This is a genomic window from Novosphingobium sp. (assembly GCF_027531025.1).
Taxonomy (GTDB): Bacteria; Pseudomonadota; Alphaproteobacteria; order Sphingomonadales; family Sphingomonadaceae; genus Novosphingobium.
The window spans coordinates 23,777-50,463 of sequence record NZ_JAPZQX010000009.1; the positions used below are offsets into that span (position 1 = coordinate 23,777).

At 58.4% G+C, this 26,687-nt stretch carries 31 protein-coding genes, 1 tRNA gene and 1 pseudogene; 15 read left to right on the forward strand and 18 right to left on the reverse strand.

Features of this window, described 5'->3' with window-relative positions:
- Nucleotides 1-14 precede the first annotated feature (14 nt).
- Both O9281_RS12815 and O9281_RS12820 read right to left on the reverse strand, forming a co-directional pair.
- Nucleotides 15-1,178, reverse strand: coding sequence for a cytochrome P450 (locus O9281_RS12815; RefSeq protein ID WP_298186526.1), 1,164 nt, complete (start codon nt 1,176-1,178; stop codon nt 15-17).
- 73 nt (nt 1,179-1,251) lie between these two features.
- Nucleotides 1,252-2,235, reverse strand: a complete 984-nt coding sequence (locus O9281_RS12820; RefSeq protein WP_298186529.1) for a hypothetical protein — start codon at nt 2,233-2,235, stop codon at nt 1,252-1,254.
- A gap of 297 nt (nt 2,236-2,532) precedes the next feature.
- Between O9281_RS12820 and O9281_RS12825 the strand changes: the two genes are divergently transcribed.
- Nucleotides 2,533-3,423 (forward strand): TetR/AcrR family transcriptional regulator, encoded by an 891-nt coding sequence (locus tag O9281_RS12825; protein ID WP_298186531.1) that lies wholly within the window; start codon nt 2,533-2,535, stop codon nt 3,421-3,423.
- A 75-nt stretch (nt 3,424-3,498) separates the two neighbouring features.
- Here the strand turns inward: O9281_RS12825 and O9281_RS12830 are convergent, their stop codons facing one another.
- On the reverse strand, nt 3,499-3,888 hold the full coding sequence (locus O9281_RS12830; RefSeq protein WP_298186534.1) for a RidA family protein: 390 nt from the start codon (nt 3,886-3,888) through the stop codon (nt 3,499-3,501).
- Between the two features lie 186 nt (nt 3,889-4,074).
- On the opposite strand from O9281_RS12830, the gene O9281_RS12835 reads away from it, so the two are divergent.
- Both O9281_RS12835 and O9281_RS12840 read left to right on the forward strand, forming a co-directional pair.
- On the forward strand, nt 4,075-4,230 hold the full coding sequence (locus tag O9281_RS12835; protein ID WP_298186536.1) for a flavin reductase family protein: 156 nt from the start codon (nt 4,075-4,077) through the stop codon (nt 4,228-4,230).
- Nucleotides 4,231-4,305: 75 nt separating this feature from the next.
- Nucleotides 4,306-4,449: pseudogene (locus O9281_RS12840) on the forward strand (transposase); the annotation flags it as partial.
- 346 nt (nt 4,450-4,795) lie between these two features.
- Here O9281_RS12840 and O9281_RS12845 read toward each other — a convergent pair.
- Nucleotides 4,796-5,323 (reverse strand): hypothetical protein, encoded by a 528-nt coding sequence (locus O9281_RS12845; RefSeq protein WP_298186538.1) that lies wholly within the window; start codon nt 5,321-5,323, stop codon nt 4,796-4,798.
- A gap of 187 nt (nt 5,324-5,510) precedes the next feature.
- A complete protein-coding gene (locus tag O9281_RS12850) occupies nt 5,511-6,149 on the reverse strand; it encodes a hypothetical protein (protein WP_298186540.1) in 639 nt (212 codons plus the stop codon).
- 112 nt (nt 6,150-6,261) lie between these two features.
- On the opposite strand from O9281_RS12850, the gene O9281_RS12855 reads away from it, so the two are divergent.
- The 5 genes from O9281_RS12855 (at nt 6,262) to O9281_RS12875 (ending at nt 10,932) form a co-directional block, all read left to right on the forward strand.
- Nucleotides 6,262-7,071 carry a hypothetical protein gene (locus O9281_RS12855; RefSeq protein WP_298186542.1) on the forward strand — a complete coding sequence of 270 codons (810 nt, stop codon included), beginning with the start codon at nt 6,262-6,264 and terminating at the stop codon, nt 7,069-7,071.
- The gene (locus O9281_RS12860; RefSeq protein ID WP_298186544.1) at nt 7,068-9,749 is read left to right on the forward strand and encodes a DNA polymerase; all 2,682 of its coding nucleotides are present in this window, start codon (nt 7,068-7,070) and stop codon (nt 9,747-9,749) included. Before O9281_RS12855 ends, O9281_RS12860 begins: the two co-directional genes overlap by 4 nt.
- A gap of 68 nt (nt 9,750-9,817) precedes the next feature.
- Complete coding sequence (locus O9281_RS12865; protein WP_298186546.1) at nt 9,818-10,312, forward strand: hypothetical protein; 495 nt, start codon at nt 9,818-9,820, stop codon at nt 10,310-10,312.
- Between the two features lie 237 nt (nt 10,313-10,549).
- A complete protein-coding gene (locus tag O9281_RS12870) occupies nt 10,550-10,768 on the forward strand; it encodes a hypothetical protein (protein ID WP_298186549.1) in 219 nt (72 codons plus the stop codon).
- The gene (locus O9281_RS12875; protein WP_298186551.1) at nt 10,768-10,932 is read left to right on the forward strand and encodes a hypothetical protein; all 165 of its coding nucleotides are present in this window, start codon (nt 10,768-10,770) and stop codon (nt 10,930-10,932) included. Before O9281_RS12870 ends, O9281_RS12875 begins: the two co-directional genes overlap by 1 nt.
- A gap of 15 nt (nt 10,933-10,947) precedes the next feature.
- On the opposite strand, the gene O9281_RS12880 is transcribed toward O9281_RS12875, so the two are convergent.
- The gene (locus O9281_RS12880) at nt 10,948-11,373 is read right to left on the reverse strand and encodes a MucR family transcriptional regulator (protein WP_298186554.1); all 426 of its coding nucleotides are present in this window, start codon (nt 11,371-11,373) and stop codon (nt 10,948-10,950) included.
- Between the two features lie 647 nt (nt 11,374-12,020).
- Between O9281_RS12880 and O9281_RS12885 the strand changes: the two genes are divergently transcribed.
- Nucleotides 12,021-12,755 carry a recombinase family protein gene (locus O9281_RS12885; protein WP_298186556.1) on the forward strand — a complete coding sequence of 245 codons (735 nt, stop codon included), beginning with the start codon at nt 12,021-12,023 and terminating at the stop codon, nt 12,753-12,755.
- A gap of 75 nt (nt 12,756-12,830) precedes the next feature.
- Complete coding sequence (locus tag O9281_RS12890; RefSeq protein WP_298186558.1) at nt 12,831-13,313, forward strand: hypothetical protein; 483 nt, start codon at nt 12,831-12,833, stop codon at nt 13,311-13,313.
- Nucleotides 13,314-13,660: 347 nt separating this feature from the next.
- Here O9281_RS12890 and O9281_RS12895 read toward each other — a convergent pair whose 3' ends face one another.
- The 4 genes from O9281_RS12895 to O9281_RS12910 all read right to left on the reverse strand — a co-directional run bounded on the left by O9281_RS12895 (nt 13,661) and on the right by O9281_RS12910 (nt 16,288).
- Nucleotides 13,661-14,023, reverse strand: a complete 363-nt coding sequence (locus O9281_RS12895; RefSeq protein WP_298186559.1) for a hypothetical protein — start codon at nt 14,021-14,023, stop codon at nt 13,661-13,663.
- 92 nt (nt 14,024-14,115) lie between these two features.
- A complete protein-coding gene (locus O9281_RS12900) occupies nt 14,116-14,637 on the reverse strand; it encodes a hypothetical protein (protein WP_298186562.1) in 522 nt (173 codons plus the stop codon).
- Nucleotides 14,638-14,664: 27 nt separating this feature from the next.
- Nucleotides 14,665-15,921, reverse strand: a complete 1,257-nt coding sequence (locus O9281_RS12905; RefSeq protein ID WP_298186564.1) for a tyrosine-type recombinase/integrase — start codon at nt 15,919-15,921, stop codon at nt 14,665-14,667.
- Between the two features lie 292 nt (nt 15,922-16,213).
- Nucleotides 16,214-16,288 (reverse strand) — tRNA-Gly (locus tag O9281_RS12910).
- A 192-nt stretch (nt 16,289-16,480) separates the two neighbouring features.
- Here O9281_RS12910 and O9281_RS12915 point away from each other — a divergent pair.
- Both O9281_RS12915 and O9281_RS12920 read left to right on the forward strand, forming a co-directional pair.
- Nucleotides 16,481-17,377: a tetratricopeptide repeat protein gene (locus O9281_RS12915; RefSeq protein ID WP_298186567.1), complete on the forward strand. Its 897-nt coding sequence runs from the start codon at nt 16,481-16,483 to the stop codon at nt 17,375-17,377.
- A gap of 8 nt (nt 17,378-17,385) precedes the next feature.
- Nucleotides 17,386-17,991, forward strand: coding sequence for an LON peptidase substrate-binding domain-containing protein (locus tag O9281_RS12920; protein ID WP_298186950.1), 606 nt, complete (start codon nt 17,386-17,388; stop codon nt 17,989-17,991).
- A 16-nt stretch (nt 17,992-18,007) separates the two neighbouring features.
- Here O9281_RS12920 and O9281_RS12925 read toward each other — a convergent pair whose 3' ends face one another.
- The 6 genes from O9281_RS12925 to O9281_RS12950 are packed head-to-tail and all read right to left on the reverse strand — an operon-like array spanning nt 18,008 to nt 22,144.
- Nucleotides 18,008-18,628 carry a MarC family protein gene (locus O9281_RS12925; protein ID WP_298186569.1) on the reverse strand — a complete coding sequence of 207 codons (621 nt, stop codon included), beginning with the start codon at nt 18,626-18,628 and terminating at the stop codon, nt 18,008-18,010.
- A gap of 3 nt (nt 18,629-18,631) precedes the next feature.
- Nucleotides 18,632-19,315, reverse strand: coding sequence for a hypothetical protein (locus O9281_RS12930; RefSeq protein ID WP_298186571.1), 684 nt, complete (start codon nt 19,313-19,315; stop codon nt 18,632-18,634).
- A gap of 10 nt (nt 19,316-19,325) precedes the next feature.
- A complete protein-coding gene (folD, locus tag O9281_RS12935; RefSeq protein ID WP_298186573.1) occupies nt 19,326-20,222 on the reverse strand; it encodes a bifunctional methylenetetrahydrofolate dehydrogenase/methenyltetrahydrofolate cyclohydrolase FolD in 897 nt (298 codons plus the stop codon).
- A complete protein-coding gene (locus O9281_RS12940) occupies nt 20,222-20,512 on the reverse strand; it encodes a YggT family protein (protein ID WP_298186576.1) in 291 nt (96 codons plus the stop codon). Before O9281_RS12940 ends, folD begins: the two co-directional genes overlap by 1 nt.
- Nucleotides 20,513-20,554: 42 nt before the next feature.
- The gene (argB, locus tag O9281_RS12945) at nt 20,555-21,451 is read right to left on the reverse strand and encodes an acetylglutamate kinase (protein WP_298186578.1); all 897 of its coding nucleotides are present in this window, start codon (nt 21,449-21,451) and stop codon (nt 20,555-20,557) included.
- A gap of 57 nt (nt 21,452-21,508) precedes the next feature.
- Nucleotides 21,509-22,144: a queuosine precursor transporter gene (locus O9281_RS12950; RefSeq protein WP_298186581.1), complete on the reverse strand. Its 636-nt coding sequence runs from the start codon at nt 22,142-22,144 to the stop codon at nt 21,509-21,511.
- A gap of 112 nt (nt 22,145-22,256) precedes the next feature.
- Between O9281_RS12950 and O9281_RS12955 the strand changes: the two genes are divergently transcribed.
- Together O9281_RS12955 and O9281_RS12960 are read left to right on the forward strand one after the other, a co-directional pair.
- Entirely contained in the window at nt 22,257-23,489 is a 1,233-nt protein-coding gene (locus O9281_RS12955; RefSeq protein WP_298186584.1) for a NupC/NupG family nucleoside CNT transporter, read from the forward strand.
- 176 nt (nt 23,490-23,665) lie between these two features.
- Nucleotides 23,666-23,971, forward strand: coding sequence for a thermonuclease family protein (locus tag O9281_RS12960; protein WP_298186587.1), 306 nt, complete (start codon nt 23,666-23,668; stop codon nt 23,969-23,971).
- 7 nt (nt 23,972-23,978) lie between these two features.
- Here the strand turns inward: O9281_RS12960 and O9281_RS12965 are convergent, their stop codons facing one another.
- Nucleotides 23,979-24,734 carry a molybdopterin-dependent oxidoreductase gene (locus O9281_RS12965; RefSeq protein WP_298186591.1) on the reverse strand — a complete coding sequence of 252 codons (756 nt, stop codon included), beginning with the start codon at nt 24,732-24,734 and terminating at the stop codon, nt 23,979-23,981.
- Nucleotides 24,731-25,495: a cytochrome b/b6 domain-containing protein gene (locus O9281_RS12970; protein ID WP_298186593.1), complete on the reverse strand. Its 765-nt coding sequence runs from the start codon at nt 25,493-25,495 to the stop codon at nt 24,731-24,733. The genes O9281_RS12965 and O9281_RS12970 overlap by 4 nt, the downstream gene beginning before the upstream one ends.
- A gap of 222 nt (nt 25,496-25,717) precedes the next feature.
- Between O9281_RS12970 and O9281_RS12975 the strand changes: the two genes are divergently transcribed.
- Complete coding sequence (locus O9281_RS12975) at nt 25,718-26,590, forward strand: DMT family transporter (RefSeq protein ID WP_298186596.1); 873 nt, start codon at nt 25,718-25,720, stop codon at nt 26,588-26,590.
- The last annotated feature ends 97 nt before the right edge of the window (nt 26,591-26,687 follow it).

The following is a 26,687-nucleotide window of genomic DNA, read 5'->3' on the forward strand; positions in this document are numbered from 1 at the left end:
GATATCCACCTGGGCTATTGCCGAACGAGCGGAAGGCTCTTGAACCCACGAACCATGACGTGGTGCGCGCGTCTGGAATTCGCGATATCCAGTTCATAGTCACCAAGAAACGGCAGAAGATCTTCAAGAATGGTCCGGCAGACCATGCGGGCCATAGTCGAACCCGCGCAGATGTGCGGCCCAAGGCCAAAACCGAAGTGGCGAATCCGTTTGCGACCGATGTCGAAAGTATCAGGGGATTCGACGACACGTTCATCGCGGTTGGCCGATCCATAAAACAGCACAACACGAGAACCTGCAGGGATTGATACGCCATCAATCTCAACGTCAGTCATGACTTGCCGAGCGAAGGATTGCGTTGAAGTATCCCAGCGAACCGTTTCCTCGATTATAGCCGGAAGCAATTCCGGATCCTGCATGACCGCGCGCCGCTGATCGGGATGCTGCCACAATGCATGAATGACGTTTGGGAAAAAATGCCCAAGAGAGGCATTACCAGCCAGCAATACTGTAGACATGTTGCCAAGGATTTCCTCATCGCTGAGGTTAGCCCCTTCAGCCTTCGCAGCTAGCAATACCGAGAACAGGTCTTCGGCCGGCGACGCAGTACGCTTTGCCAATTCTCCGCCCAAGAACTTCCAGATCTCGGCGAAATCTTCCGCTGGTAAGGCATTGCCCATCGGACCGCCATGGCCTTCAAAAAGGTTCCGCGCCAGATGCTCAGCCTCGACTGCGGTTGTTTCATCCAGACCAAGCATGATGCCCAGCGCTGAGAAGATCATCGGGCGAGCGAAGTCCTCGACGAAATCAAATGATTTGCGCTCCTGCAACTCACCCATCCGGCGCCGGGAAAGCTCTTTGACCACTCCAAGCATCGACTGGACGCGCGACGGAGCAAGCGCACGCTGAATAACACGGCGCAGCTCGTCATGACGTGGCGGGTCCATAGACCCCAGCGTCTTGCCCACACGCTGCGGAGAATCGACTATCGCATTGCCTCTGCTCGAAGAGAAAGTTGCATAGTCGGCCAACGCTCGCTCAATGTCGTGATATCGCGTCAGCAACCATAGCCCCGATTGTTCATCGTGATAAACCGGTGCCTCGTCACGCAGCCGCCGATACGTCGCATAGGGATCGTCACGGAAGGCATCACTATTTGGTTCGAACAGACTCATCATGCAATTGGCTCCTTCACCGCTGCGAAAGTGCTCTCCTTCCGCCCGACCGAAATCTCTCAAAAAAGAGAACTGCTTATTCGCTCCAGATCGCAAAGCCGCAGCCAATACCGGTTCCGGCGGGCGTTCGACGGATTGGTTCGTATGCTGACCACTTAAGCGGCAGGTGCGTGACGCTACCGGCAGTCAGGATCCAATTGAGGATTTCAGAGGTGCCCTCCAGCATCGCTTCACGCGGGATAGCAGACAAAGCTTCACCAGTAGGATCACCCAATGCACCCATGACGGTGCGATCAAGTTCTTCTTCGACGACAAAATGGCTAAGCCCACCAGACGCCAACACAGCTACGCGCAAATCGAGCGGGCTAGCCTCAATGGCTTCACGAAGCTTGGCCCCGACCGAAAAACAGCGTGAAGGCGAAAGCACATTTGGCGGGAAGTAAGTGTTCAGCATGACAGGGATCATGGGGATGTCTTTGCCGCCAAAAAGCCGCTCGGCCGGGAAACCGAAGGCATGTCCAAACCCCCTACCCTCGGGGTTTTCGTCCGCAATCGCCAAGTCAACTTCCCGGTCGATCAACCCATGAATGATATCCATGGCAAGACCCGCATGCCCAGGAAAGGCATGAACCTTATCCATGGCATAACCGCGCGCGACCTGGTTCATCCAATCAGGCAGATCTTCTCCCATCGGATGGGTGAGGATTGTATCGCCATAATAGACTGCAATAGCAGGCATATTGCCGGGCCTGTAAAGCTCCGCTTGGTCATCGCCGACAATGACCACGACATCCACGTTCGCCTTGGCCAGCGCACCTGCTAGAGTATCGAGATGAGCCTGACAAATGCCCGCCAGCCGCGCATAATTTTCGGGCGTGGCATCAGCTGCATAAGGCTCACCGCGCAGCTTCACCAATTCGTCGTAATCAACCAGCCTGCCATCCGCGAGACTAAGCCGACTGTTCTTTCGATCCGCGAGCGAACGGTTATACCATTCGTCACTATCCAACGTTAGCAACGGCGTATGCGCAGTGGCGATTCCGAGCACAATTTTTGCCATCTGGCCTGAAAGTCCCTCTCCAAGCGCGAAGCTAGATTACCTCGCCCTTCTTATATGCACCAATTGTATAATGTAGTGCAATAATGTTCAATAGTTTTGTCAGTTTTTTGATCGCATAAGCCTATTATGGCATTCGATTGTCCGGCGCCTGCATGAACGAGACAGTCTCTTATCATTCTGTAAAAGACTAGTTTTTTAAAGACACCGTGGGGCACACACACGGCAAGCCTTGATGAGGCAAGCTGCAAAAAGCAGCATTGATCAAAGGCAGCAGACCAGCCTTTCGGCGGGCAGCCATTGCAAATTAAGCTGATTAAATGTCCCAACTATGATTGGATTGTACAACAAACTTTAGCTAAGGACCGTCGATTGAAAGCCTGCACGCCTAACCGCATTGCCGGGCGCGGGATTTTTGCAACTCTTGAGGGGGCCATTATGCCTCAAACCACAGATTTGATTGGAAAGAATCCCAACCGCCCCGATCGCCAGCGAGCGTGGCAAAAGCGATCGCTTGAAACCCGCGAGCGAATTCTGACGGCCGCTGCGCAGGAATTTGCCCACCAAGGCTTTGATGGCGCCTCAACTCGAAACATAGCCGCAGCAGCAAAAGTCCAGCACACGCTGGTCACTTATCACTTCCAGAACAAAGAGGGACTGTGGCGAGCAACTCTTTACGGGCTGAGCGTAACGCGATTCCAACAGTTTGAAGAACGTCTGGCCGGTCTGCGGGGGGTGGATGACTCCGCCAAGCTCTACCTTTATCTAGATGATTTCATCCAGTACTCGGCCAAGAATCCGGATTTCGCACGCATAATGGCCCATGTGGCAGCCAAGCCCAGTGAGCAACTCGATTGGCTGCTTGATAACGCCATTCGCCCAATATTCGACCGCACAGCAGGTTTGATCACTGCGGCCCAAGCCGCTGGAAAATTCATCACTGGCGAGCCCAAATATCTGTATTACCTGTTCATTGGCATGGCGACGCGTATATTCCTGCTCTCTGCCGAAGTTGAAAAAATCCTCGGCGTGTCTCCCTATGATCCAGAATTCGTCAACCACCATAAGCACACCTGCCTGCAGATGTTTTTCCGGAACATGCCTGAATATGGCATAACAGAACCCCAGGTGGCGGGCTCAAAAGCAAAACGTCGCGCTCCCAGAACGGGCGAACGTTACGAGATGGTCTAAAGCACCTTCTAGATTGAATATATAGATTGAGTAAGGCGCACGAGCCCGCATCCACGGGCTCGTGCTGATCTCGACTCAGTCAATCACAGCAAGGAAATCGCACGCAACAAGGCGATTTCCTGGCATAGCCTCAAGGAGGATCGCCTGCCGGGCAGGCCGGGATGCCTCATGCGGGAAGGCCTCCAACCAGTGCTGGTCGATTGCTGCACGAACACTGTCGTTACGGATATAGACCGTAATCTTGAGGATATCGTCAAGTGTTCCACCAGCGCCTTCGATAACGAGACGCACATAATTGAACATCAGAGCGGCCTGTTCCTCGGCTGTATCAGGATGTGCGCCAGCAGTGTAGTCAAACCCGAAAATGTTTCCGCTAGCGACGAATGGACCAATACGGCTGGCTGCCGGGATTGGCAGTTTTCCGTGTCCGAACCCTTCAACGACAATGCTTTTGCGATCACTCATCAGCCGATCTCCTCTTCAACTCTACGCCTTAGACGTGCATTGCAACGCCATATCGCAATTTAATCGATATGATGATATAAATTCATTTTATGAACCATGTGGAATGTTTTATTCCGTGTGAGCGGAAAATCTTCTGTCAGATGGAGAAGCACCGCACCTCCTCTGGCCTGTTCAGGGTGTATTGGGATGATCGATCCGACCAATTTTCGATGTGCCATGGGTGCCTACCCCACCGGCGTCTGCATTATTGCGGCCCAAGGTGCGGACGGTAGCAAGCACGCAATGGTTGTGGTGTCTTTCACTTCAATTTCTTTGAATCCACCGCTCATCGAGTTGACCTGAGCCCGGCAACCTGGTCCGTTTTAAGTGAGAATTTCCTGGCTGGGTTTGGCCAATGCCAGCCAGGAGATTCATGGCATGAAGAAGTCCAGATTCAGCGAACAGCAGATCGCTTTCATATTGAAGCAGGAGGATGACGGGACGACGGTTGAGGAGGCATGCCGCAAGGCAGGGATGTCGATCCAGACGTACTATCGATGGCGCAGCAAGTTCGGCGGATTAGACGCCGTGATCATCCCCTTAGCGCTGTCAGCAGAACCTTTCGGCACTCATTCCCCCAAAATCCAGCCGCTGTTCAAATCCGAACACGATCCGAATACAGAAAAATCGGCATTCCCCGCTGGGAAGTTTTCTCTAACTCGGTGGTTTAATTAAACATTTAGCAGGCGAAGGAATTCGAAATCTTGCGACCTCCGGCGCACTGCATATTACTCAGCTCTGCTATTCTGTAATGCCCCGTGAGAGTGCCGCTATAAAGTGGCTTTCGGCCAGATTTTCTGACCAAAGATTGAAATCTCAGAAAAAAAAGGAGCCCGAAGGCTCCCCTATTCTAGCATTCCCGCTTTGATCAGTGAACTATTGCGATGTTCACACCAGCGCTGCGAAGGCGCTTGTATGCTGCCACCACCACATAATCGTCGAACTCGTGCCGCATCGTCACGACCAGCGCTTCAATCGTTGATGACCCCTGCCCAGCCTCCACAAGATCGATGAACCCCTGACGTTCTTGCTTTGACGTCACCCATTCGATGATCGCCTGCTTCACGCCCTTGTTACGAACCTTTTGCCAAGTACGTGTTGCACGCGTCGTGCGATCATTACGCTCTGATAGCAGCGCTTCATAAGTCGCAATGATTTCGCCAAAACCACGATCCAGCTCGCTGTCACCGAGCTTGTTCAGCTCCCAAACCCGACGCTTCGCACGTTCCGCATATTCCGTGTCACCGATGCGATAGGCGTTGACCATGATTTTTCGCAGCTTGTCTGCATCAGTTTCCAACTCAGGTGCCTTCTTCGGCATGGCAACGACCTTACCGACATTACGACCCTGATTGGCCGAACCTGCGATGATCTTGCTGTTGAATGCGGTAGCCATTTTCTGAACTCCTGATTTTCAGAGAAGCCCGTTTGCCTCTCTATGTGTTCACAATAGCCCACGTTCTATTTAGAACATATGAGCTGACTAAAATGCGCTATTGATATGTTATGATTAGGACCGTTCCAATTAGAACATGCCTGTGTGCAGGGATAAGGCGGGGAGCCATGCTCCCCGCCTTATCAAATCACGCCGCCTCGAGATTATCGAACTCATCATCGAGATCGAAGCCATCGAGCGCATCGATCATGAACCGATCGAGCAGCTCTTGGTTCGACACCCTGACCTTTGATCCGAACTGATCTCCAACTGCACCCAAGGCCCTGTCGATCTCGACTGCCTGTGCAGGATTCTTCGCCTTGACGGTCAATGTGAACGACACCGTGTCCGAAGGCGCTTTCGCACCATCATCGATGAACGCTCTCAGCTCCTTCATCGTTGCTGTTGCCGTCAGCGCTTTCGAATTAACAAGTGTTTCGAACTTATCATTTTCGAGCTTTGCGAGCTCATAAACAGTCGTCCAACTGTTCGGCACACGATCAATGACAGGCACAAATCGCGCTGCCTGCTGCCCAATCTTGCGCAGCTTCCTGAACGTTGGACCGTTGTGATCAATGCCGACCTCCTGGCAGAAGATCATGATCTCAAGACGTGACAGCTTCGCCTCTGCTTCGAGCACGGTTTCGCCAAGCTTCAAAATGCTCTCGACCGTGTTGCGTGCATAATAGCGATAACGCTCAACATACTGCTCGACGGCAGGTGACAGCTGAAACGAAGTTGCAACAGGGGTGACTGCAACAGACTGCTCAAGCGACATATTTTCCATAATGATTGCCTTCCAAATCCATCGAACCGCTTGATTGCCGTTCGATAATTTGGATCTATCCCCAACTCGAATTTAATGGCATGATCGCATTAAAAGGCGCGATATAGATGTTATGAAATCTTCCAATTTTCCCGCTGGATTCACAGCCAAACACCCCGTCTTTGGCCCTACGGAAGGCCGCAAAGGCGTGAAATGGAACCAGAGCGCATTTTACTTCTGGTGGGAGTTCTTAAGGCTACACGATGGCTATGCTGAAACCTGCCGAAAAGATGGCAAAGGTAAGTACGCCAAGCTGTTTCAAGACTTTGGCAACGTACACGCTCAAGAGTTCAAGGAATGGTGGACCGCCAAAGTTGATGGCGGAAACCGTGGACGGCATCTATTCGCCGAACCTCCCGCACCGGCAACCGTTAAAGCCCTGTCTAAAGCCGAAGTCTTGGAGCTTTTCGATGTCGGCGGCGAAAGTCAGGTACTGCTAGTCTCGATACCAATGAACTATTCTCGCCGAGAGATCTCAAAACGCCTCGGCAAGGTTATCCGAGAAAATCATGGCCGCAAACGCGGTGAGAAGCGCTTGTCCGTTAGCAAAGCTCGCTATCCGCTGCTTTCCATTCCGGATATCGACTCTTTGGAAAAGACACTGCGGGTTTTCACAATCAGACGAGATAACCCCAAAATGCCACTGTGGGAGGTTGCTAGAAAAGCTAAGGTTGGCTCAAGATCGAGTTATGCATCAGCCGAAACCGATGCTGATGTCAGAGCAGCCCTGACCGCTGCTGCCAGTCGCAAACTCCGTCATGCCGAACTGATCATTGAGGGTGTCGGCAGAGGGGTTTTCCCTGTGCCCTTACCAACCAAACGTCATGACAAGTCTGCTCAGGATGGAACCGCCGTTCCAAATGGAACCCAGAGCCCAAAATGACCGAGAAAATCCGCTATTCCAGTCGGTCTGAGGTCACTGTCAGGAACGGTGATCTAACCCTCAGTAAAACCACAATATGGGTGGAGAGGGATGACTTTTACGGAGGTGTGGAGCGCAGCCGCAAGGCTTCCGAACCATTCATGGTTATCGGCTTTGATACCGAATACAAAGCCCCTGACCAGCCCCTGTCGAACGAGGATATCAGGGCAGGATTGGCAAAGAACCTGATCCTTTCATACCAGGTCTACTGCAAGGTTTATGATCCCGCCAAAGGCGATGGCGATCCCACCGAGTGGGGCGCCATTTGCTATCCCAATGATGGTGAGAGGCTAAGCCTTGCCGATTGCATTATGTTTGCGGTGTGGAGCGGCGTTCGAAATGGAACGGTGAAAGCCGTGCCGACCCGCATCTATCTGGTCGGCCACTTTACCAGAGCTGACATCCCAGCGTTTTCGGACTTCCAAGACCTCACGCAAATGATGTCGAGCGTGCGCAACACGTTCCTGTCGATCGATGGCCACATTGCGCTCGCCTATGACTTTCCTGACGGGGATCATGTCGACCTGAAGATATTGCTCCGGGATACCATGCTGTTGACCCCTGCCGCATCGAAGGGCTTAAAGGCTCTTGGCGAGCTGGTCGGCCAAGAGAAGATCGCCCTCGATCCCGATCCTGCCAAAGAGCAATGGTACAAGGAGAACATGGATTGCCTGATGCGGGACAATCCAAAGCTGTTCGACCACTACGCCCTGACCGATGCCGTCATTTGCGTTCGCTACATCGACAAAATGCTCGAGCAGAGCCGGGAGCTGTTCAACACCAATAAAATCCCTGCCACGCTGACCGGCATTGGAGTCGACCTTCTCCTCAAAAATTGGGACGAGCGCTGGGCGGGTGCCTCGCTCGACCTGCTGGGCAAGGAGAAGATCAAGGAACGGATCTACGACAAGCGGCAGGGCTATTATCGCAAGGTTGAGCGGATCGTCGATCAACAGGAGGTCGCCTGGCACCTCGCACTGGCAACCGAGTGCTACCATGGCGGACGCAACGAGCAGTTCTGGTTTGGCCCCTGCTTCGAAGACAATTGGACGGACTATGATCTGTCCAGCGCCTATCCCACAGCCATGGCGCTAATCGGCAAACCAGAATGGAGCCGTGCCTTCGTAACGACCAAGCCTGATGACTTCACGGCGCTGTCGCTCGGTGTTGCCAACGTCGAGTTCGAATTCCCAAAGTCCGTCCGGTTTCCGACACTGCCTGTTCGCACCGACAATGGCCTGATCTTCCCCCGCAAGGGTCTATCAAACTGTGCTGCACCCGAGATTGCCCTTGCCCGATCACTCGGTGCCAAGCTCAAGATACGTCACGGCGTCGTGGTCCCGACTGACCCAACCAAGCACATCTTCGGCGACTTCATCCAGATGTGCGTCAAGAAGCGTGCCGCCTTCCCCAAGGGATCGCTGGAGAACCTGTTCTGGAAGGAGCTGAGCAACTCCACTTACGGCAAGACCGCCCAGGGATTGCAGAAGAAGCGGGTGTTCGACCTCAAGGCTGCAGAAATGACCGAGCTGCCGCCGAGCAAGATCACGAACCCCTATTATGCGGCCTACATCACCTCATTCGTGCGGGCTGTGCTCGGCGAGATCATCAACTCCCTATCGGCCGAAGTGTGCGTCTTCAGCTGCACGACTGATGGCTTCCTGACCAATGCCACCGACAGCGACATCGCCGCAGCATCAGGCGGACCGCTGGTCAAACTCTATGCGCAAAGTCGTCATCGACTGACAGGCGATCCGACAGTGCTGGAAATCAAACACCGTGTCCGTGAGCTACTGGGGTGGCGTACCCGTGGTCAGGCCACATTGAAGGAAGGAAACGGCGGAGCTGACGACAAGGGCAATGTCGTGCTCGCCAAGGGCGGGATCCACCTGCCTCACCACTTCGATGATGTTTGGCATCAGAACCGCCGCATCGTGGAAATGTTCTTCAACCGTACGAGCGACGATGTGATCCCGATGAAGGTGAAAACTGGCGTTCGGGACATGGTGTTGTTCGATGCCGACCTAGTTGATCGTGCACTGTCGAAGCGCCTCAACATGGAGTTCGATTGGAAGCGCAAGCCCTATGCTGTCAGGCATTCGGAAGCACACGACCATATCGCCTTTTCAACGGAACCGTGGGACAGCATTGATCAGTTCATGGAGATGCGGCGGTACTGGGAAGCGTTCGCCTTGCAGCCTCGCCTGTGCCTGAAATCGATGTCGGATTATCGCCAGTTTGCGGTTTACGTGATGTCGCAGTCCTCGCTGGAACACGATGCTCGTTATCTTCACCGCAAGACACCTGACCTCAAGCGCCTGCGGCAATCGCTGGGCTCTGCATGGCGTCATTCCAAGGCTGGACTGGTCTGGGGGCAGTACCAGATCTCCAATTCGGAATTTGCTGAAATCCTGACCGAAGCGGGGATCGAATGCACACGGGCGGACGTTGAAAATGCTGCCCGCAAGCCGTTCGAACCGAAAAAATGTCCGCCCACCCCTGACGTATTTTCAGCATTATCGAAACTGACCAGGCAATTTCCCGATCTCGAAGTGGACCAATTTGTCGTCCAGTCGAAGGGACACATAGACTTATTGGCGGCCGAAACTACCCCCTGCCCATTTATTTCCCGACTCTGACTCTGAAGATCCCAAACAGATAAATAGGAGATAAATACCTTATATTTATAGAAAAACGGGATTTACAGGTGCGCCAAAGCAACAGGGAATTAATCAGAAAAGCTTTCAGAGACTGGGTTGATATCGATAGCTGGCAGGCACCTTGTGCCATCACGTTAACCCTCAGACAGGCGATTTTTGTTAATGGCGATAATGGTTGCAGCCGCATTTCCATTACCCCTGTTGCAGCATCTCAGAATTTTCGGCATTTTATGAACCGCCTCAATCGGGCGGCATTTGGCAAAGCTGCCCAGCGATATGGCAAAGGGCTAGCTGTCGTTCCAATCCTCGAAGGCACGCAGGATAAGCGGCTGCATTACCATGCCATCATTGATTGCCCCGGCAGGCTCCATGACCAGTTTCAGTCGGAGATCGTTAGCCACTGGCAATCAACCGATTGGGGCTACCACCAGACTGATTGCCAGCATGGCGCTGACCATGGCTGGCTCGACTACATCACGAAGTTCAGGGACAAATCTGACTTCGTGGCATCGATAGACTTGATGAACCTTCGTCTCCCGTGATCGCTGGGTACAGACCCCTTTCACCCATCAAGCCGCTTTAATCTGAACCCAAGGGTCCGAGCCGCAACGGTCCTTGATCAATAACTATAACCCTAAAACACAACAATAATCCGGAAAGGAAGCTCAATGGACCCCACATCTCTGATCAATTTCAACGCACCAAGTCCCCTTAGATCCCGCTTTGATGCAATCTGCCACGCAAGTGGCAGAACGAGGACGTCAGTCCTCGTTGAACTGATGGCCGATTACATCCTCCATCAATCCCAGCTTCTCGCTACGAGAAACCACCAGTTCCAGATGGTTGATGAATTGCTGGGAGAAAATTCTGTTTCTAAGGGCGAGACATCGTTTCCGAGCAACCAGACCCTTGCCAGCCGAAACACCACTCAAACCCGTTCAAACAGGGAATTCGACTTACCTGATTTCCTCGTTTCCGATGGTCAGGGAGATTGGTGATGTTGTCGAAAATCCAGAAGCCGAAGACGAAGCAGGAGCTTATCAAGGCTTTGCAATCAGCGCCCATCAAATCATTCGAGATCTATGAAGGTTCGGAGGTGAGCCTGATGCCTCAAAAGAATGAGCTGACCCGACAGGGCGCAACGATCATCGTTCTGAGGTAATCAGGCTCAATACGTTCAGGCGCTAGCCTTCTTACGCCCCCGCTTCTGCCCAGGCTTACGCCCCAACCCAATCTTCACCGCCAGCTCCTTGCGCTGCTCAGCATAAGCAGGAGCAACCAGCGGGTAGTCCTTCGGAAGCGACCAACGAGCCTTGTAGTATTCAGGGCTCATACCGTGCTCAGTGCTGAGGTGGCGCTTCAGCATCTTGCCCTTGAACCCGCATTCCAAGCAGGTGATTGCCTCAGGCTTCACAGACGATCTGACGGAGACCGCAGGGGTTAGCTTCTCTTCGACAACTGGCTGAGTTGGTTCACCCGCAGCTGCCAGAGCTGAGAACACCGAACCGATCAGTACGGGAACAGCTTCTGCTACAGTTTCATTGTTGCTCACGTAAGCGGCAACAATGTCTGCCGTCAAAGTTACCAGCGCCTCGTGCTCCATCTACGACCCCGTTATTTTCATATTTGGAAGTATACCATCTGCTTCAGCAGAGACCTCACTCAATTCGTCACAACAATTAGTTGGATTAGCCGAAGTGTCAAATGGATCGGCTGCCGCCACCTGACAGGGATGAAAAGCGGTAGAGAAACTTACGGTTCGGTCTTGGATTGGTGCTCGATCCGACCAGAACCCAGATGTCATCACCATCAACCTGGACGCCGTGCACTCGATCGTGCGGCGGTCGAATATTGGTGCAGGGGATGTACCGCTTCATGCTTTCGCCTGGACGGATAACCTCCAAGCGGTTCCTGTTTGCATCATACAAAGCGCATCCAGCACTACCCATGCACTGATCCTATGGCTGGATGAACTGGTTGTAAAACTGAGATGAGCGATCTCAAGCCGCCCTACCGAAAATGTAAATCGGTCAAAACAAAAGCCCAGCACCAATCCGATTGGTGCTGGGCTAGTGACAGGGAATCGGGTCGCTGAATTCCCTCGGGAGTCATCAGCTTCAAATCACGTTTGTGCGCAGTCCGATTTGATCAACATCAAATCGACCGAAATTAAGCCGCCCTTCTCGATCTGTCAGAGTTGGCAGTGACCTATAGGCCAAACCCACCACCGTTACTTCCTCTACCCCATTAATGGCGCAGAGCCTTGTTGCCCAGCCTGCCGATCCATCAGAGCCCGTCAAACATAAACGTTGGTTTGCTTTTGACGGAAAACAGAAAATGGCTCGATATGTTGCCTATTTCAGGGTCTCGACTGAGAAGCAGGGCAAGTCAGGACTAGGGCTTGCTGCCCAACACTCCCTCATTGAGCGGTTCCTACCCGATAACGATGAAGTGATCGCCGAATATGTCGAGGTCCAATCGGGCAAGAACGACGAACGGTTGGAACTGTGGAAGGCAATTAATCACGCCAAGCGGAATGATGCCAAGCTGCTGATCGCAAAGCTGGACCGCTTCTCCCGCAAGGTCAGCTTCATTGCATCGATCATGGAGCAAGGGATTGGGCTGGTGGTTGCTGAGATGCCAAACGCCACCGACTTCCAGCTGCACATCTTCGCCGCCCTCGCCCAGGAGGAGCGCCGCCTAATCTCGGAACGGACCCGCAATGCCCTAGCCGAGGCAAAGAAGCGAGGTGTTCAACTTGGAAAGAACGGGAAGCTGCTGGCGGAGCGAAACCGCAAGGCTGCCGACGAGAGAGCAGAGACTTTGCGCCCAATGATAATGCCAATGGTCGATGCTGGCTTGTCACTGAGCGAGATTGCCCGCCGCCTGAATGGTATGGGGATCGCCACGGTTCGAGGTGGCCGTTTCTATCCCGAACATGTCAGTTTACTGATGGCTCGATTTCGACGCCGCCTATCCAGATAGAACGCCCTGTATCTTGCTTGAGCATCGATCGCGCTTCAATATCACCCCACAGAATCAAGTTCATCTTTGGGGGTTATGTTGCTCAACAATTCCAATGCTCTCACGAACGTCGAAAAATCGACTTCATTAAAGGATCTGCGCACCACCATCGCAAACGCCAAGTCTAACATCGCTGCGGGCAAAGATGTTGAGATTTCGCAGAAAGTCCATGATGCGGCCGTAAGCCGATTTTGGCAGGTCTCGGCTTCTAAGCACCAGGCTGGCGCAGAGGTTGATCAGGCGCTTTGGGAGGCGCTGTACGCCTACGAATATCTCAAATCGATTGAGAATGAGAGGCCTACACGAGCTACCTACCTCCGGCGGAAGATCAAAGACACCGACATTCTAAGCGCTGTTTCGACCAGCGTTCTAAAGGGTGGAAAAACTGCTGGTTTGCAAGCCTTGCGCGACATGGGCCGCTTGGATGCATCGTTTGAAGCCGTTGTCGTAAAGTACTCAGGAGCGTTTGATGCTGCGGTTGTCGCCGCAGCTAAAAAGACGCTGACCGATTACAGCTGAGCCCTGTCGAGTTGGAGCGATGTGACATTACCACGGCAGATCCTCACGTTTCAGCCATTCTAGCTGAGGCGAAATCATTGCATCAATCGGCTATCGCGGAATTAGGAGCACCATATGACAACCCGTTGCCGAGGCTTCGGAAGGCTCTGAAACTGCTTCGAGACGCCAGCATTCTTGCCGAAGACTCCTAGTTCGACGATGCGGGAGGCCCTGAAGCAGCTATACCAGCAGCAAGGTCAAATACAGGCGATGATCGCACAGCTCGAGACCAGACGATCTCAACCCACATCATCCCTATGGCTGCTGGTTAGCATTCTGATTTTTCTAATTTTTTGTTATTTTGCGTTCTAGGTTCGGGCTTTAAACTTAGCTCGTATCGCTGCTGAAACTTTTGCAAGCTGGTCGTCGAAATCGCCCTGACCGATCATCGTACGGATTGAACATAACGCTGCTTCCACCTGATCAAGGTCAGTGCACTGAACTGCAAACATACCCTTCTTCAGTTCGATCTGTTGGCGGCCGTATTTGATGGGCAAGACATAGCAGCCATCTTCATCTAGCCGCGCCCAGGCTGCTTGTTGAGGCTTGCCCGCAATCATCTGACGAACATAGCCGATCTGCTGATCGATCCGCATGACCAGCTTTTGACGTCGCTGAATAACAGGCTCGACCTGCTTCGGCTTAGCGCTGGCTACAAATTTGAGTTCCACGGCGGCATCTCCTTTCAGTTGATACCGCCGGGTCCCCCCACATTTTATATAAGTCCACGAGCCTTATAGCATCGCTCTAGCTTAATTGCCGTTCAGTCCAACGTGCGCTTCGCTGCGGCCCTGACGTCGGGATCCGCATCCTTGAGGAGCTGCTTCGCAATGCTTTTCGCAATACCCCAACAGCCGGCCAATGCGCGCCGAACATCAGGATCGCTGTGATCTCTGAGCACCGCTGCAACCTCGTTGGTATCAGCATTGCTGTATTCGTTGATGCGTCCCGCAATGGTGCGAGCGCAGTCTAGATCCAGATTGATGAACTCAATCAACTTTTCAGTCGTAGCCCACTCACTGAATGGCGTCTGACCACACAGCCTGCGTCGGACGTCTATCGAATTGTCATTTGCTAACAGTTCGACGGTTTCTTCGGATATGCAGTCTTTATAAGCGACATCGGCGCGCACCTCGGAAGAGGGGCTCATTGCAAGAAAATGCAGGATATCCTGGCTATCGGCAGCATCGGGTATGCCGCTCGACATTCGCGAAAGAACCTCTGACCCGATTTCAAATCTCTTCTCTTCCCCGCCATCAATCTGAACCAGCAGGCTGAACTTCACACTTTTCACGGCAACCTCATTTCTAGATCAATCAGTTAACCAGCTTAGTGACGTTTTGGCACCCGATACCGTTTTTTTGATTCTTTTAGTCAGCTCGTCGGCAGCTGCAATGTTTGAAGTGTGGCCGTAGTACTGCTCCAGCATCGCGACCGACGTTCCCATGTTCTTTGCCAGCGTGAACTGGTGGACGCCATTCTGAAGGCGGAAAGTCGCATAGGTGTGCCTGAGAGAGTAAAGCGTTCGCACCTGACCATGCGTGTCTCTCTCAACATTGGCCGATTTGAGCAGTGCCGCGAATGATTTTTTGAACGATCCGATTTCCGATCCGTCTTTGTGGCAGAACACCAGGCTCTCAGGATCCAGTTTTGGATGTGGAATGTCATCCGTCGCCAGCTCCTCAATTCTGAGGTCGTGGATCCGCTTGAGGTATGTTTTGATTTCCGACGATGCCGCCACAACCTCACGTTTGCCTGTTTTGCCAGACACGGTCAGGACGATGTTCGGTGGAGTATCAGGGCCACCGCCGACTTCGCGAATATCCCTCCATTTAAGAATTCGGGCTTCACCCACACGGATGCCTGTGTTCGCTAGAATCAGAACATAGTCTCTGAGCATCATGCGGTCACGTCTAACCGCCTTATTCTCGACCTTGATGAACTCTCTGAGATGGCGTGTCAGTCGCTGCCAATCTCTCGGATCGAAGTGCGGCCTGCGTGCAGCTTGCCCATTCGTCTTCGGGAACCTTGGCATCCGATCGAGGTAGCCCTCGTCGATCGTCCACTGGAGGAAGTGTTTCAGGTCGGAGTAAATCCGCTTGATCGTGTTGGGGGACAGCCTGCCATCCCTGGCGTTCTCAATAAGCTTGTCGACAAGCTTGGAAATCATTGCCGGCGACAGGTCCTCGAACAGCTTCTTTGCCCAGTGGGGCTTGATTCTGTTCATCAGCAAGATCTTGTAGCGGATCGATAGCCGCTCCTTGTCCACCTCGATCCGGCGCACGTAGGCATCAATGGCGGGTCCAATCCGCTTTCCGACGACCGTCTCACCCGTCAGCGATTTGACCAGCTGCTGATTGTAGAGGTCATCGGCGAACTTGAACGCCTGATGCTCATCGCCAGTACCAGTGCTGCGGGTAATGTAGCCCTTGGTGTTGGGGATCTTGATCCGGCACAGCCAAGTTGGCTTTTTGAAGTCGGATCGCTGGTAGAGATAGATAGCACCCTCACGGAACGTCTTTGACGCCGTGACCATGCTTTTGGCGTTATCTGCAGAACCCTTCGCCACCAATCCCCCGAAATTCAATCCGTCATTCGAATCCGAACACGATCCGAACATGCGATTTTTTCACGATCGGGGAAACGGGCTCGGTGAAATTCTCCGAATTTGGAAAACCGCACCTGCCTGCCACGAGCTGGGAAGAATTGGAGCATACCGCAAACGGTAGCGGAATCAGGCGTTCTCGGACCCGCTGAAATCCGAACATATTCCCGAAAATCCGAACACAATCCGAACACGGCAAAATCAGCCGCTTCCGCCGGATAGCGAATTTTTAAATAGTTAGATTTTATAGGAAAACTGGAGCGGGCGAAGGGATTCGAACCCTCGACCCCAACCTTGGCAAGGTTGTGCTCTACCCCTGAGCTACGCCCGCTCTGAACGTCCAAAGCCCGCTTGCCGGTTCGGCAGGGGCCGGGGAGAGGCGCGCGGTTAGCATCGGGTATGGCGCTTGCCAAGGGGAAAATGCGCTTCTTTTGAAAGAGCCGCATTGGCCCTTCACAAACCGGCGCAAAAGCCCACATTGGGGCCAAGCGCAGATTCAACTGGAGTTCTTCCCTTGGCAAGCATGGGCCTCAGCATTGACGAGCAGAAGGCGGTCGACCGGTTCCGCAAGACCGTGGTCGAACCGTCGATGAGCAGCCTCGTCATCCTCGATTTCTGGGCCGAATGGTGCGGCCCCTGCAAGGCGCTGACCCCGGTGCTGGAGAAGGTCGCCGCAGAATATGCCGACAAGGGCGTGGTCCTGGCCAAGGTCAACGTGGACGAGGAACAGTTCATCGCCGCGCAGTTCCAGGTGCGATCGATCCCCACGGTCTATGCCATGTTCCAGGGCCAGCCGGTGGCCGACCTGACCAATGCCCGCAGCGAATCGCAGCTGAAGGGCATTCTCGATCAGCTGCTGGCCAAGCTGCCGGTGCAGCCCGGCGGCGCGGCCCCGGCGCAGGATGTGGCCCCTTTGATCGCCATGGGCGAGGACGTGCTGGCGAGCGGCGATGCCGAACGGGCCGCCGGGATTTTCATGCAGATCGCCGAGATGGCGCCGGACAATGGCGCCGCCCAGGCCGGGCTGGTGCGCGCGCTGGCCGCAGCAGGCCATATCGAGGAAGCCGAAGCCGTGCTGGCCGCCCTGCCCGATTCGCTGGCCAAGGATGCCGAGGTGGCCCGCGCCCGCACCGCGCTGGACCTCGCCAAGGACCGCCCCGCCGACGATGAGCTGGCCGGGCTGAAGGCCGCCGCCACGCCCGGCAATCCGGACGGGCAACTGGCCTATGCCACCGCCGCCTTTGCCGCCGGTCAGCGCGATGCCGCGGCGGAAACCCTGTTGGCGATGATCGCGGCCGACCGCGAATGGAACGACGGCGCGGCAAAGGCCAAGCTGTTGCAGATCTTCGAAGCTGTGGGGCTGGAAGACCCCTGGGTTGCCGCCCAGCGCCGCAAGCTTTCACTGGTGCTGTTCGGGTGAGCGCGCCGGTGCGCCTGTCGATCTTTCCGCTGACCGGCGCGGTGCTTTACCCCGGCCTGCAATTGCCGCTGCATATCTTCGAGCCGCGTTACCGGGCGATGGTGAAGGATGCCCTCGCCCGCGACCGGCGGATCGGGATGATCCAGCCGCAGAAGCCCGAGGACGGTGCGCCGCTATTCAGCGTGGGCTGCGTGGGCAAGATCATCGATGTGGAAGCGCTGGAGGATGGCCGCTTCAATCTGGTACTGGAGGGCGAGGCGCGGTTCCGGGTGCTGCGCGAACTGGAGGTGATTACCCCGTTCCGGCAAGTCGAAGCCGAACTGCTGGAAGAACCGGAACACCAGGCACTGTCGCCGGTCGAACGCGCCGGGTTCGAACGCGAGGCCAAGCGCTTTGCCGATGTCCAGGGCTATGCCGTCAACTGGGAAGCGGTCATGCGGCTTGACGATGCCTCGCTGATCGATGGCGTGAGCCAGATCGCGCCGTTCGATGCGGCGGCGAAGCAGGCGCTGCTCGAAGCCCATGACCTGGCTGCGCGGTGCGAACTACTGATCCAGCTGATGCAGTTCTTCGGCAAGCGGGATTCCGGCGACGACCGGGTGACCTTGCAGTAAGGCGCGGCGCGGACGGCTAGGCCAGCGTCGCCTTCAGCCCGTCGATCACATATTGCGAGGCCAGCGCGGCGAGCAGCACGCCCAGCAACCGGGTGATCACGGCTTCGACCCGCGCGCCCAGCACCTTCATCAGCGGTCCGGCGGCAACCAGCGCCAGCAGGGTCAGCACCATTACCGCGCCGAGTGCGCCCAGCACGACCAGAGTTTCCTCCGTCCCCCTGGCACGCGCGGTCAGCAGCATGATGGTGGCGATCGAGCCCGGCCCGGCGATCATCGGCATGGCCATCGGGAAGACCGAGACATCCTCGATTTCCGGGGTGGCCTTGACCTTTTCCGCGCGCTCCTCGCGCCGCTGGGTGCGCTTCTCGAAGACCATGTCGAGCGCGATCAGGAACAGCATGATCCCGCCGGCGATCCGGAAGGAATCGAGCTCGATGTGGAGCGCGCCAAGCAGGTCTTCGCCGAACACCGCAAAGACCAGCAGGATGATCGTGGCGATGAAGGTCGCCCGGATCGCCATGGCCCGGGCCTGGGCGCGGCTCGCACCGCTGGTCAGCCCGGCATAGATCGGGGCACAGCCCGGCGGATCGATCACCACGAACAGCGCGATGAAGGCCGAGAGGAACAGCTCGAGCATGGCTTAACGGGCCGGTGCAGCAGCCGGAACGGTGTGCTCAACGACCGTCTCGAAGCCCGAGCCGGTCCACAACGACACCGAGATGGTGCGACTGCCGAGCGTGGTCACCCCGGTACCCCAGCGCAGCGTCCCATCGCGCGAGGCGGCAGTGCGCCAGTCGGTATCGGTCCGGATCACCAGTCCGGATTCGCTGGGTCGCACCTTGCATTCGGCCACCCGCGCCGCGATCATCTCGGGCGGGCGCGACGGGCCGTCCGAAGTGAGGCTCATATCGGCGATCCACTTGTAGTCGCCGTTGTTCTGGCGCTGCCAGATCGTGGCGAAGCTGCCGCTGGCATTGGGGCTGACCCAGCCGCCGCGCGTGACCGCGTAGGAGCCATCGCAGCTCGACCAGACGGCGTGGGGCTGCCACTTGACCGCCGTTGCCGGTTCGGCCCGCCCTTTCAGCCAGTCGGCCGCCTTTACCCGCTGCGGCACGAACATTTCCGCATCCTTGGCGGCTGTCGCGCGGAACGCGGCCCACTGACCCTTCTCCTGCGCGAGGCGGGCAAAGGCCAGTTCGGCGGCGATGACCGCGCTGGGGTTGGCGGCAGGCTTCAGGGGCATTCCGCCCGCCCGGCCTCCCGGGCCCGACGAACAGGCGGCGAGAACCAGTGAGAGCGTGGCTGCGATGATAGTGCGCTTCATGGGCCGCAGCCTAAAGCGCATCGTCCTCCAGCGCCACCCCCGCGTTGCGGTGGGCGGCCACCAGCGTGTTGCGCAGCAGGACCGCGATGGTCATCGGCCCGACCCCGCCCGGCACAGGGGTGATCGCCCCGGCAACCGCGCTGGCCCCGGCAAAGTCGACATCGCCGACGAGGCGCGTCTTGCCCTCTTCCGCCGCCGGAACGCGGTTGATCCCCACGTCGATCACGGTCGCGCCGGGCTTGAGCCAGTCGGCCTTGACCATTTCCGGACGGCCCACGGCGGCCACGACGATATCGGCACGGCGCACCACTTCCGGCAGGTTCTGCGTGCGGCTATGGGCGATGGTCACGGTGCAGCTTTCCGCCAGCAGCAGCTGGGCCATCGGCTTGCCGACGATGTTCGAACGGCCGATCACCACAGCATCGAGCCCCGAGAGGCTGCCCAGCCGGTCCTTGAGCAGCATCAGGCAACCCAGGGGGGTGCAGGGTACGAAACCCGGCTGGCCAACCGCGAGCCGCCCGGCATTGATCACATGGAACCCGTCGACATCCTTGTCCGGGCTGATCGTGGCGATCACCGCCTGCTCATCAAGGTGGCCCGGCAGGGGCAATTGCACCAGGATGCCATCGACCGCCCGGTCGGCGTTCAGTCGCTCGACCAGCGCCAGCAGCGTGCCCTGGTCGGTATCGGCGGGCAGCTTGTGCTCGAAGCTGGCCATCCCGGCCTCGACCGTCTGCTTGCCCTTGTTGCGGACATAGACCTGGCTGGCCGGGTCTTCGCCGACCAGCACCACGGCCAGGCCCGCCTTGCGTCCGGCCTGACGTTCAAAGGCAGCAGCGGCGATGGCGACGCGCGCGCGCAGACTGGCCGCAAAGGCCTTGCCATCAATAATCGCCGCCTGGCTCATCAGACCTGACGCCCGATGTAAGACAGGATGATGATCGCCACCTGGATCAGCAGCAGCAGCACGATCGGCGAGAAGTCCATGCCGCCGGTGTGCGGCATCCGCCGCCGGATCGGGGCCAGGATCGGATCGAGGATCGCGTTTAGCGCGGTCCACAGCGCCGAGACGAACTGGTTCGAATAGTTCACCACGTTGAAGCTGATCAGCAGCCCGAGGATGAACTGCACGATCACCGCCGTGGTGATGACGTTGGCAAACAGGACAATGATCGGGATGAGGACTTCGTTGATCATCGGTTGGGTGTCCTTGGGAGGGGAAAGGGGTCTGGCCGGGGCCTAGCGGCGGATCAGGGTCCCTGCCCCGCGCGCGGTGAACACTTCGATCAGCATGGCATGGGGAACGCGCCCGTCGAGCACGACCGCTGCCTCGCACCCGGCCTCGACCGCATGGATGCAGGTTTCCAGCTTGGGGATCATCCCGCCGCTGATCGTGCCATCGGCCTGGAGCGCGGCGATATCGGCCGGGGTCAGGTCGGTCAGCAGGTTCTTGTCCTTGTCGAGCACGCCGGCCACGTCGGTCAGCAGGAACAGTCGCGCCGCGCCCAGTGCGGCCGCGATTGCCCCGGCCATGGTATCGGCATTGATGTTATAGGTTTCGCCGTCCGCCCCAGGCGCGATCGGGGCGATCACCGGGATCATGCCCGCCGCGCTGGCGGTTTCGATCAGGGTGACATCGACCGAGGTCGGCTCACCCACGAAGCCCAGGTCGACCGCCTGCTCGATATTGCTTTCCGGGTCCTTGGTGGTGCGCTGCACCTTGGTGGCAGTGACCAGCCCGCCATCCTTGCCCGAGATGCCCAGCGCCTTGCCGCCTGCTCCGGCGATCCAGCTGACCAGTTCCTTGTTGATCGCGCCCGAGAGGACCATTTCGGCGACTTCGGCAGTCGCCTTGTCGGTCACGCGCAGGCCGTCGACGAACTTGCTTTCGACCCCCAGCTTCTTGAGCATCGCGCCGATCTGCGGCCCACCGCCGTGGACCACCACCGGGTTGATCCCGACGGCCTTGAGCAGCACCACGTCCTCGGCAAAGTCGCGCGCGAGTTCGGGATCGCCCATGGCGTGGCCGCCGTATTTCACCACAAAGGTCTTGCCGGCATAGCGCTGGAGATAGGGCAGCGCCTCTACCAGGGTTTCGGCCTTGGCCAGCATCAGGGGATCGTGGGACTGGGTCATGGTGGTGCGGCCTTTAGCCTGCTGGCCGGGGATTTGAAGCCTTTTCACCCGCGCCGGTCATTCCGGCCGGGCATCGAGCTGCCGCCCGATCCGCACGGCTACAACCACGATCACCGGCACCAGCACGGCCGACAGAACTACCTTGGCCACTGCCTGGCCGATCATCAGGTCCATGATCGGGCGCACGCCATAGAAGCTGATGCCGATGAAGATCACCGTATCGACGATCTGCGACAGCGCCGCAGCGATGAAGCCGCGCAGGGCCGCGAACTTGCCCACCGCGTTACGGAGCTTGTCGAACAGCCAGATGTTGAGCGTGACCGAGACGCCATAGGCGATGATCCCGGCCGCCATCATCCGCGCGCCCTGGCTCATGATGATCGGGAAGGCTTCCTTGGCCGGTTCGTACATGCCCGGATCGGTTGGCAGGCGCACGACCAGGAAGGTCCAGCCGATCGCCACGATCAGCGGCACGAAGCCATAGCGCACCAGCCGGTTGGCCACATCCCGCCCGTGCAGTTCGGCAATCGCCGAGGACAGCGCAACCAGGGTCAGGAAGGGGAAGATCCCCGCCTCGACCGCCAGCGGGCCGAGCGAGGCCTGCTTGGCACCGAGGAAGCCCCCCAACGGCACCATGCCGCCGTAAAGGATCGCGAGGACGAAGAGCGAGCGCGGGATCGAGACAGTCTGCATGGGTGAGGCTTAGCGAGGTTCCCGCGCTTGTGGAAGTCCCGGCGATTCCGGCTAGGCGCAAGGGCTTGGCACGGTTACGAGATAGGCCAGACCACAATGGGGGACGCCGGTAATGCTCATCGTCAACAGCCTGATCGGGATCGCGCTGATCCTGGGTGTCGCCTGGCTGCTTTCCACGGATCGCAAGGCGATCCGCCTGCGCGTGGTCGGGGCCGCCTTCGCGCTGCAGGCCGGGTTTGCCGCGCTGGTGCTTTATGTTCCCTGGGGCAATGCCGCCTTGCAAGGCGCGGCGCACGGTGTTTCCGCGCTGCTTGGCTATGCCCAGGCCGGGATCGATTTCCTCTTCGGGCCAATGGCCAAGCCCGAGATCGGCGGCACCAGCTTCGCCATCGCCGCCCTGCCGGTAATCATCTTCTTCGCGGCGCTGATCTCGATCCTCTATTACGTCGGGATCATGCAGCTGGTGATCAAATGGATCGGCGGCGGTCTCGAAAAGATCACCGGGGTGTCCAAGATCGAGAGCCTGGGTGCGGCATCGAACATCTTCGTCGGTCAGTCGGAAAGCCCGCTGGTGATCCGGCCTTACCTGGCCGCGCTGACCCCCAGCCAGCTGTTCTGCCTAATGAGCGTGGGCATGGCGGGGGTCGCGGGGACGATCCTGGCGGCCTATGCCAGCATGGGCATCCGGATCGACTACCTGGTCGCCGCCGCCTTCATGTCGGCCCCGGGCGGGATCCTGATGGCCAAGATCATCATGCCCGATCCCAAGGGCGAGCCGCTGCCCGAACTCGACAAGATCGAGGTCCACGGGCTGGAGGACGAGCGCCCCGCCAACATCATCATGGCCGCCTCGCAAGGCGCGCAGACCGGCGTCAAGCTGGCCGTCGCCGTTGGCGCGATGGTGCTGGCCTTCGTGGCACTGGTGGCGCTGGCCAACGGCATCCTCGGTTCGATCGGTGGCCTGTTCGGCATGCCGGACCTCTCGTTCCAGCTGGTGCTGGGCTATATCTTCGCCCCGGTGTTCTGGCTGCTGGCCGGGCCGGACTGGGCCGAAGCGCTGCGCGCCGGGGGCTTTTTCGGCACCAAAGTGGTGCTGAACGAATTCGTCGCCTTCATCGACCTGGGCCAGGTCAAGGACCTGTCGGAGCGGAGCGTGGCAGTGGTCACCTTTGCGCTGTGCGGCTTTGCCAATTTCAGCTCGATCGCGATCCAGATGGCGGTGACCGGCGGGCTTGCCCCCAACCAGCGCCCGGTGATCGCCAGGCTGGGGATCAAGGCGCTGGTGGCGGGCAGCCTGTCCAACCTGATGAGCGCGGCGCTCGCCGGTCTGTTCCTCAGCCTGTAACATCTGTTCCTCAGCCTGTAACGGTGGCGCCTTAAGGTTCCCGAGCGGAGCAAAGCTGCGGGTTTCCACGAATAGCGCGGCCGTGCGGCCTGCGGCAGGGAGCGGCCCATGCCCGCCCTGCTGCTCTCCGCCGCCGCCCTGTTCAGCCTCTGCGGCGATGCCCGCGCCAGACCTGTGTGGTCGATGGCGACACGATCTGGCTAGCCGGGGAGAAGGTGCGGCTGGCCGATATCAATGCCCCCGAAACCAGCCAGGCCGCCTGCCCGGCCGAGCGCGCGCGGGGCGAGGCGGCGAAGCGCCGGTTGCTGGCCCTGCTCAACGCGGGTCCCGTCGAACTGGTCAGCACCGGGCGCAGCCACGATCGCTATGGCCGCCGTCTCGCCACCCTGACCCGGGCCGGCGAGAGCCTGGGCGCGCGGCTGATTGCCGAAGGCCTCGCCGAGCCCTGGCGCGGGCGGCGCAGCGACTGGTGCGGCGACTGACCCGGGATCAGATCCCGGCCCACCACTGGTAGCCGCGGTTATCCTCCCAGAAGCCGCCCTGCCCGCCGTAAAGCCCGGCCAGGCTCTCGCGCAGCTCGATCCGCATGATGAACTTGGCCTGCTTGTAGCCGAGCTGGCGCTCCACCCGCAGGCGGATCGGCGCGCCGTGGGGTTCGGTCAGCGGGGCATCGTTCATCCGCCAGGCCAGGATCGTCTGGGGGTGGAAGGCCTCGATCAGGTCGATCGATTCGTAGAACGGCTTGCCTTCCAGCTTGTCGGCACAATGGAACACGACAAAGCGGGCATTGGGCAGCAGCCCCGCCGCGGCCAGAATCGCGCCCAGTTGCGGCCCCTGCCACTTGCCGATCGCGCTCCACCCCTCGACGCAGTCGTGACGGGTGATCTGGGTGCGCTGGGGCATGGCCTGCAGCGCGCTGAGCGGCAGGTCGAGCGGACGGTGGACCAGCCCATCGACCCGCAGCGTCCACTGGGCAAAGCCCCCCTCCAGCAGTGCGCGATAGGCCGGATCGGCCACCCGCAGGCTGCCATTGGCCTTGAACACCGGGGACATATCCGCCTCGGTAAACTCGCGCGCCAGGCTGTCACCAATGATCGCGCGCTGGGCCACTTCGTGAAGCCGGCCGACCCCGGCAAGGCCGTGCTTGAACGTGGCGCTGTCATTCAGGGCATCGCAGCCTGACAGCAGCAGGCCGCCCGCCCCCGCCGCACCCAACCGCAGCGCATGGCGACGCGTGACGATCATGGCGCTTCCCCTTTGTCGCGCGGCAGGCGGTACCAGCCGGTCAGCATCGAACGGACCTCGTTCACCGGCCCGGCCAGCAGCACCATGGCCATGTGGACCAGGAAGAACAGCACCAGCGCCATGGCCGCGATGAAATGGACCGAGCGCGCCGATTGCCGCCCGCCGAACAGGTCGACCAGCCAGGGCCAGGCCGCATCGAGCGCGGGCGACATGGCGAGGCCCGAGGCGATCAGCGCCGGGATCAGCACGAACAGCACCCCGCCATAAGCGAGCTTCTGCAGCACGTTGTAATCCAACGCCGCTGCCCCGGTCGGGAACTTGAGCTTCGCGTGCTCGACGATGTCATGCAGGATGTGGCGCGGGCTCCATTCGATCCGCGTGATGTGCAGCCGCCGCGCGATATGCCCGCGCACCAGCCCCCAGATCAGGTAGGCGGTGAAGGCCAGCACCAGCACCCAGGCAAAGGCGAAATGCCACAACCGGGCATCGGCCAGGCTGTAGTCGGTGGGGATCGTCATCCAGCCGGGAAACGCGATATCGTCCATATCCGCCAGCACCAGCCAGGCGGCATCGTGATCCGAACCATAATGCCCCCAGTAAAGCCGGGGATGGGCATTGAGGATCATCAGCCCGCTCATCAGCATGACCAGGATCGTGATGGCATTGGTCCAGTGCCACAGCCGGGTGGCGAGCGCATGGCGGCGGACCAGATCGCCGCCCACCGGTTCGCGTGGACCACTTGGACCACTGTCCAGGCTCATTTTTTCCGCCTTGGCAAAAGCTCCCGTCGCGACAGGCGCAGTGCGGCCTGATCGGCGGAAATGCAGGGGCGAGAAAGGCGAAGGACCACATCGGAATGATCGCAGGAAATAGCACATTAGGAAAGGCGCCATCGCCCGGCTTGCGCGCTGGCGGCCGCTCCCCTACCCGGCAGTCAGGGGAGACGATCTGTGCCACCGGGGCAAAACCGCCATCATCCGATCATGCCATTCCTGGTTGCGACCAGCGGGATCGCGCTGTTCAGCGTGATGGACGCGGTGATGAAGAGCGCCAGCCTGGCAGTCGGGGCCTATAACGCGATGCTCTATCGCTCTGCCTTTGGCGTGCTGCTGATGCTGCCCTTGTGGAAATACACCGGCGGGCGCTGGCCCGAACGCGACGCGCTGCGGCTTCACGCCCTGCGCGGGGCGATCAGCGCTGGCCTTGCCACGAGCTTCTTCTGGGGCCTGATCCGCCTGCCGCTGGCCGAGGCGATCGCCCTGTCGTTCATCGCCCCGCTGATCGCGCTGTACCTGGCCGCGGTGATGCTGGGTGAGAAGATCGGACGGGGCGCCATCACCGCCTCGCTGCTGGGCTTTGCCGGGGTGCTGGTGATCGGCGCGGGCCGCCTTGGGCGCGAGGAATTGAGCCAGGATGCCATGTGGGGCATCGCCGCGATCCTGCTATCGGCCGTGCTTTATGCCTTCAACCTGATCTTCCAGAGGAAGCAAGCGCAGGTCGCCAGCCCGCAGGAAGTGGCGCTGTTCCAGATGGGCTTTGCCGGGTTCTTCCTGGCGCTGGCAGCACCCTGGTGGGCGATTGTCCCGGGCACCGGCACGCTGGGCGAGATCGCCAGCGGCGCGGCGCTGGCTGCCGTATCGCTGATGCTGCTGAGCTGGGCCTATGGCCGGGCCGAGGCCCAGGCCCTGCTGCCGATCGAATATACCGCCTTCATCTGGGCCGCACTGCTGGGCTGGATCGTCTTTGCCGAGCCGGTGACGGTCGAAACGCTGGCCGGGGTGGTGCTGATCGTGATCGGCTGCTGGATCGCCGCGCGCAAGACCGCGCCGGTCCATACCGAACAGACCACACTTTAGGCCGATCCGGGGCCGAATCCCGGCCCAGCCCCTTGACGCACGGGGCAATCCCGCGCATCGGCAGCGCCGATAAAGCCCGGCTGCACCCGCGAAAGGG

Coding starts and splice junctions, on each gene's coding strand:
- O9281_RS12815 (WP_298186526.1), bottom strand. CDS start 1,178: ATGATGAGTCTGTTCGAACCAAATAGTGATGCCTTCCGTGACGATCCC.
- O9281_RS12820 (WP_298186529.1), bottom strand. CDS start 2,235: ATGGCAAAAATTGTGCTCGGAATCGCCACTGCGCATACGCCGTTGCTA.
- O9281_RS12830 (WP_298186534.1), bottom strand. CDS start 3,888: ATGAGTGATCGCAAAAGCATTGTCGTTGAAGGGTTCGGACACGGAAAA.
- O9281_RS12835 (WP_298186536.1), top strand. CDS start 4,075: ATGATCGATCCGACCAATTTTCGATGTGCCATGGGTGCCTACCCCACC.
- O9281_RS12845 (WP_298186538.1), bottom strand. CDS start 5,323: ATGGCTACCGCATTCAACAGCAAGATCATCGCAGGTTCGGCCAATCAG.
- O9281_RS12850 (WP_298186540.1), bottom strand. CDS start 6,149: ATGGAAAATATGTCGCTTGAGCAGTCTGTTGCAGTCACCCCTGTTGCA.
- O9281_RS12855 (WP_298186542.1), top strand. CDS start 6,262: ATGAAATCTTCCAATTTTCCCGCTGGATTCACAGCCAAACACCCCGTC.
- O9281_RS12860 (WP_298186544.1), top strand. CDS start 7,068: ATGACCGAGAAAATCCGCTATTCCAGTCGGTCTGAGGTCACTGTCAGG.
- O9281_RS12870 (WP_298186549.1), top strand. CDS start 10,550: ATGGCCGATTACATCCTCCATCAATCCCAGCTTCTCGCTACGAGAAAC.
- O9281_RS12875 (WP_298186551.1), top strand. CDS start 10,768: ATGTTGTCGAAAATCCAGAAGCCGAAGACGAAGCAGGAGCTTATCAAG.
- O9281_RS12880 (WP_298186554.1), bottom strand. CDS start 11,373: ATGGAGCACGAGGCGCTGGTAACTTTGACGGCAGACATTGTTGCCGCT.
- O9281_RS12885 (WP_298186556.1), top strand. CDS start 12,021: ATGGCGCAGAGCCTTGTTGCCCAGCCTGCCGATCCATCAGAGCCCGTC.
- O9281_RS12890 (WP_298186558.1), top strand. CDS start 12,831: ATGTTGCTCAACAATTCCAATGCTCTCACGAACGTCGAAAAATCGACT.
- O9281_RS12915 (WP_298186567.1), top strand. CDS start 16,481: ATGGGCCTCAGCATTGACGAGCAGAAGGCGGTCGACCGGTTCCGCAAG.
- O9281_RS12925 (WP_298186569.1), bottom strand. CDS start 18,628: ATGCTCGAGCTGTTCCTCTCGGCCTTCATCGCGCTGTTCGTGGTGATC.
- O9281_RS12930 (WP_298186571.1), bottom strand. CDS start 19,315: ATGAAGCGCACTATCATCGCAGCCACGCTCTCACTGGTTCTCGCCGCC.
- folD (WP_298186573.1), bottom strand. CDS start 20,222: ATGAGCCAGGCGGCGATTATTGATGGCAAGGCCTTTGCGGCCAGTCTG.
- O9281_RS12940 (WP_298186576.1), bottom strand. CDS start 20,512: ATGATCAACGAAGTCCTCATCCCGATCATTGTCCTGTTTGCCAACGTC.
- argB (WP_298186578.1), bottom strand. CDS start 21,451: ATGACCCAGTCCCACGATCCCCTGATGCTGGCCAAGGCCGAAACCCTG.
- O9281_RS12950 (WP_298186581.1), bottom strand. CDS start 22,144: ATGCAGACTGTCTCGATCCCGCGCTCGCTCTTCGTCCTCGCGATCCTT.
- O9281_RS12955 (WP_298186584.1), top strand. CDS start 22,257: ATGCTCATCGTCAACAGCCTGATCGGGATCGCGCTGATCCTGGGTGTC.
- O9281_RS12965 (WP_298186591.1), bottom strand. CDS start 24,734: ATGATCGTCACGCGTCGCCATGCGCTGCGGTTGGGTGCGGCGGGGGCG.
- O9281_RS12970 (WP_298186593.1), bottom strand. CDS start 25,495: ATGAGCCTGGACAGTGGTCCAAGTGGTCCACGCGAACCGGTGGGCGGC.
- O9281_RS12975 (WP_298186596.1), top strand. CDS start 25,718: ATGCCATTCCTGGTTGCGACCAGCGGGATCGCGCTGTTCAGCGTGATG.